This is a genomic window from Falsiroseomonas sp. HW251, assembly GCF_050563545.1.
Lineage (GTDB): Bacteria > Pseudomonadota > Alphaproteobacteria > Acetobacterales > Acetobacteraceae > Falsiroseomonas.
In genome coordinates this window covers 1-4,404 of sequence record NZ_JBNXUM010000070.1, presented here as the reverse complement: position 1 = coordinate 4,404, position 4,404 = coordinate 1, and the positions used below count along the sequence as shown (strand labels likewise).

Genomic DNA, 4,404 nt, shown 5'->3' with positions numbered 1-4,404 from the left:
CCACCGGGTACCCGGGCTGGGGCCATGGGGGGCACCCCCGGTGTGTATGCGCCCGGTCGTCGGAGGATCGCCGAGTTGAGGTGATACCACTCGCAGCGGCGCTCCATCGAAGTCTACGGTGCCCGGGCTGGCGCACGCTGCCACGGATCACGAGCAGAACTTCGCCATGCTCGCCACCCCATCGGCAGGCTAGCCAGCTCGGCCAGTGAACCATCCAGCGATACGACCCTGCGAAGGGCGACGACCCGGGCGTCTTCCTCCTTCGCCTGAGCGCCGGTGAGAAACTGCCATCCGCCATCGTCCTCATCGTGCGACACCGCCAGAATCGGCGCTTGGCCTTCCAGCACCTGACGCACGGTGAGCACCGCGACGTTGGGTGGATCGTCGAAGGGCCACGCGTCTCATCCCGTTCCGGCATGGTCGGCTCACCGCCTCTCGTTGCTCTCATCCGGAGGGAGCACCCGCATATCGAAGAGAACGAAGAAGATCGTCGTGCATGGCCCTGTCTCCGTCCAGGTCCCTTCGGCGTCGAGGATGCGCCCTGCCACGGCGAGCATTTCGAGCCCCTCAGGCCGGCCGCCTCTCCACTGAGCGTCAGTTAGCAGACTGAGGCCATGCCGCTCGCCGAAAGCGCGCACCTGTTCCAGCCCGCGCCGGCTGCCGGGTGGGATGGAGGGATTTGCCCACGTCCACAGGAACGTCTCGCCCGCCGTGGAGCCGACGGCGCAAACATCAGCCTCTACATTAACCCTGCCGGTGCCCGGCCCTATCCTGATCCTCGCCTCCGCGAGGTCCCACCGGTAGGGCGCGTCGTCCAGGCCGAACGCGCGATCCAGGCGCGGTTCCGAGCGTCCATGAGGGCGACCGCTTCGCGGCTCCACGCGGCCCAGTCCACGTCAGTCACGTTTGTCCTCCGGCCCAGGTGCAGGTCCCGATGGTGAACCGCTCCCGGATGACGGACGACGGGCCGAACAACGACACCTCGAACACGGGACCATGATCTGGCGGCACATCAGCTCGTCCGACCAATCGTTGAGTGCCGCCATCGTCCTGGAAGATCTGCATGCGCCCTTTTCCCGACTTTCGACCTGCCGTTTCATTGCGCCTTCGAAATTGCATATATATCGTAACATAGTCGCGACACCGAAGCGTGTTCAGCGGAGTCGGACGCACGGTCGAAGACCGGCGGGCTTGTCTCCGTCATGCCCCAGGCGTGCTGCACGCACACGCCGAGCGCGGCGAAGCCCTCGATCAAGGCGTGCGGGACGGCCGAGCCGCCGCTGCCGATGCGCTTGAGCGTGCGCGACCTAACACCGCGCTCCCGCAACTCCTGCAGCACACCAAGCCAGATGGCGGGCACACCGCAGGCGTAGCTCGGCGCCTCCTCATCGATCAGGCGAACGAGGCTTGCGGGGTCAAGGTGGCGACCGGGCAGGATCAGCGATGTGCCCGCCATTGGGGCAGAGTGCGGGACGCCCCAGCCAGCCGCGTGGAACATGGCGGCACAGGACAGCGCGCGGTCGCTGGAACGCAGGGCGATGGCATCGGCACTGTTCACCGCCATAGCGTGCAACAGCTGAGCCCGATGGCCGTATAGCACACCCTTGGGCCGCCCTGTCGTGCCTGAGGTGTAAGACAGCGCGCTCGCCGTGTCCTCGTCGAACACCGGCCAGTCGGGCTCTTCCTTTGCCTCGGCCAGCAGCTTCTCGTAGGCGTACAGCGAAACGCCAGCGATAGAGGACGGCAGATCGGCCTCCGTGCACAGGAAGACCACGCGGCGGAGCTTCGGCAGGCGCGGGGCGAGTTTGTCCATCAGCGAGACGAAGCTCAGGTCAACAAAGGCGGCCTGATCCTCGGCGCGGTTTAGACTGTAGCCGATGTCGTCGGGCGCAAGCCGCGGGTTCATGGTGTGGCAGACCGCGCCCATGCCGGGGATTGCGTAATACAGCTCGAGATGCCGGTACGTTACTGCAGGACTTCGGCAGTTACGCCGCGCGAATTCGCGAGGTTGCTCGCAATTTACTAGAGTGACACGCGTTTCGAGGCAGCTTAATTCCGCTCTGACTGCGAGCCCAGCGATCGTACTGACACCTGCGTTCGACGTGCCGCTGCCGGTAGTAGCGCCTTTGCGGCACGGCTGACTGCACCGTCGCAGCGAGCGCGAACCGGGACCGATGCGCCGCTGGTGCGCTCGACCTTCTGCCGCGTGCAAGGGGGCAAGTTGATGGACGGCATCTTCGCGAGCTTCCGCAACCCGGACACCGCCATCGTCTTCGAGGACGACGGCAGGGTCGCTTACGCCTACTGGATCGGCACGGATGGTCGCGCAAACGGCGATGTCTGGCTCTATAATCGGCTCAACACGCCTGTCGCCCCCGAATGGAAGGACCGCAGCAAGGCGCCCTTCCCCAACCCGCTGGCCTACGCGCGGACGACGCTCGTCTTTACCCTTCCGGAGGCGGCGGCGGATGTCGGCGTGGTTTGGAGCGCGGACGGGAAGGAGGCCAGGGTCGTCATCGGCGGGGTTACCGCCGGCGTGTTGGAGGCAGGCGCAAAGCCGGGCCGGGCAGCGATGGCGGCGAAGGACGGCCCAATGGCGCGGTGCCTCGCGCCGTGATGGCGGCTTACAGCCATGATGCCAGATGGTGACGCTGTGATCGGCACGCTGGAGGTTCGGGCAGCATGCGCCACGGGATCTCACAGACAACAGAAGATCGCGTTGACGATCTCGCGCATAGGCCAGTCGCGCGGATGTAGCTGCAGTAGCGGTGCTCGGTTCTCCTCGGTTCATATCGTGCGAGATCCCAGGTGACTGGGCTCGCCAGCCGCGCCATGGCGTTTGCGGAGCGGACGCGAGCGAGGAAGATGCCGGTCTTGCCCCACGGGCGCGGCGTGTTGGCGCTAAGCGCCTCGAGACAGGAGCCGGCCGATGAAGCGCGTGGACATCACCGCCTACGGCACCCCTGAGCAGGTGGCGCTCTGCGTCGAGGTGCCGGACCCGGGCCCGCCGGGGCCGAGTGAGGTCACGTTCGAGGTGCTGGCCTTCCCGATCAATCCAGCCGACGTGATGTTCTGCCGCGGCGTCTATCGGCTCAGGCCGCCGCTGCCCGCCACACCCGGCGCCGAGTGCGTCGGGCGGGTTTTGGCCGCCGGTGACGGAGTGTCGCACGTCGCGCCTGGCGACCTGGTCATCAATCTGCAGCGCGAGAACTGGGCGCAGCGGCGCCGCGTGCGTGGCGATGACGTTGTCCCGCTGCCGGCCGGAATAGACCTGCGGCAGGCCGCCATGGTGCGAATTAACCCGCCAACTGCGATGCTGATGCTGACCGACGTGGTCGCTCTGGAGGCTGGGGCGTGGGTGTTGCAGAACGCCGCCAACTCTGCGGTCGACCGACTGCTGGTCCGCTTCGCCAGGTCGCGCGGGTTGCACACCGTCAACGTCGTCCGCCGCGAGGCGTTGTTCTCGGAGCTTACAGCGCTCGGTGCCGACATCTGCTTGGTGGACGGGCCGGATCTGGCCGAGCGCGTGCGTGCGGCGGTTGGTGGAATTCCGATCCGCCTGGCGCTGGATGCGGTGGCGGGGCACGCGACGAGGCAGCTCGCAGCGGCGGTGGCGGACGGCGGGACGGTTTGCAATTACGGCGCTATGACCGGCGAGGATGTGGTGGTGGGCTACGCCGACCTGATCTTCCGCGGGGTGAGCGTGGTAGGCTTCATGCTGGGCCCTTTCCTTGCCCGGCGCAGCCCGGCCGAGGTGCGAGCGCTCTATGCGGAGATTGCGACGCAGGTGGGCGGGGGCAGCTTGGGGGCGTCCGTCGAGGCGGTCTACTCCATCGAGGACATTGGGGCGGCGCTGGCACATGAGCAACGGACCGGTAGGAGTGGCAAGGTCCTCGTGGCGCCCAATGGCATGATCTGAGCCGGGCAAATGGGCTGCCGCCGGTTGCAACTGGCCGCGCGCCACCGTGAGAGCCAGCTTACGCAGCGATCGGTGTCGTGCAGCGGTGGATCCGGGGAGGCGATCGAATGTCCGAAAACTCCGCAGCTCACCTTGTGTCATCGCTGTTTGCTGCTTTCTCCAATGGAGATCGGGAGACGGCAGAGCGGCTAATCGCCCCCGATTTCCACTTCACCAGCCCCTTCGATAACGGGATCGACCGCGCTTCGTACTTCGCCATCTGCTGGCCAAACAGCGGCAGCATCGCCGCCTTTGACCTCGAACACATCCTCGAAGCCGGCGGGAAGGTTGCCGTCACCTACGTCGCACGCACGCAGGACGGGAGATGCTTTCGCAACACCGAGGTGATGACATGCCGCAATGGGCAGATTGCAGCGGTGGAGGTGTATTTCGGTTGGTCGGTTCCGCATCAGGTTCCGCCTGGCTGTCATGTCACCGAGCGGTGA

At 66.3% G+C, this 4,404-nt stretch carries 6 protein-coding genes; 3 read left to right on the top strand and 3 right to left on the bottom strand.

Annotated features, from left to right (window positions below; all coding sequences use genetic code 11):
* Positions 1-425: 425 nt before the first annotated feature.
* The 3 genes from ACLF3M_RS35115 to ACLF3M_RS35105 are packed head-to-tail and all read right to left on the bottom strand — an operon-like array spanning position 426 to position 2,212.
* Positions 426-881 carry a DUF6882 domain-containing protein gene (locus tag ACLF3M_RS35115; protein ID WP_430661662.1) on the bottom strand — a complete coding sequence of 152 codons (456 nt, stop codon included), beginning with the start codon at positions 879-881 and terminating at the stop codon, positions 426-428.
* 19 nt (positions 882-900) lie between these two features.
* On the bottom strand, positions 901-1,065 hold the full coding sequence (locus tag ACLF3M_RS35110; RefSeq protein WP_430661661.1) for a hypothetical protein: 165 nt from the start codon (positions 1,063-1,065) through the stop codon (positions 901-903).
* A gap of 31 nt (positions 1,066-1,096) precedes the next feature.
* A complete protein-coding gene (locus tag ACLF3M_RS35105) occupies positions 1,097-2,212 on the bottom strand; it encodes an AMP-binding protein (RefSeq protein ID WP_430661660.1) in 1,116 nt (371 codons plus the stop codon).
* A gap of 12 nt (positions 2,213-2,224) precedes the next feature.
* Between ACLF3M_RS35105 and ACLF3M_RS35100 the strand changes: the two genes are divergently transcribed.
* The 3 genes from ACLF3M_RS35100 to ACLF3M_RS35090 all read left to right on the top strand — a co-directional run bounded on the left by ACLF3M_RS35100 (position 2,225) and on the right by ACLF3M_RS35090 (position 4,404).
* Positions 2,225-2,617 carry a hypothetical protein gene (locus ACLF3M_RS35100; protein WP_430661659.1) on the top strand — a complete coding sequence of 131 codons (393 nt, stop codon included), beginning with the start codon at positions 2,225-2,227 and terminating at the stop codon, positions 2,615-2,617.
* Positions 2,618-2,929: 312 nt separating this feature from the next.
* On the top strand, positions 2,930-3,919 hold the full coding sequence (locus tag ACLF3M_RS35095) for a zinc-dependent alcohol dehydrogenase family protein (RefSeq protein ID WP_430661658.1): 990 nt from the start codon (positions 2,930-2,932) through the stop codon (positions 3,917-3,919).
* A 107-nt stretch (positions 3,920-4,026) separates the two neighbouring features.
* Entirely contained in the window at positions 4,027-4,404 is a 378-nt protein-coding gene (locus ACLF3M_RS35090; protein WP_430661657.1) for a nuclear transport factor 2 family protein, read from the top strand.

What these genes read in the sequence shown, in the direction of transcription:
- ACLF3M_RS35100 (WP_430661659.1), top strand. Translation starts at nt 2,225, where the DNA reads ATGGACGGCATCTTCGCGAGCTTCCGCAACCCGGACACCGCCATCGTC.
- ACLF3M_RS35090 (WP_430661657.1), top strand. Translation starts at nt 4,027, where the DNA reads ATGTCCGAAAACTCCGCAGCTCACCTTGTGTCATCGCTGTTTGCTGCT.
- ACLF3M_RS35095 (WP_430661658.1), top strand. Translation starts at nt 2,930, where the DNA reads ATGAAGCGCGTGGACATCACCGCCTACGGCACCCCTGAGCAGGTGGCG.
- ACLF3M_RS35110 (WP_430661661.1), bottom strand. Translation starts at nt 1,065, where the DNA reads ATGCAGATCTTCCAGGACGATGGCGGCACTCAACGATTGGTCGGACGA.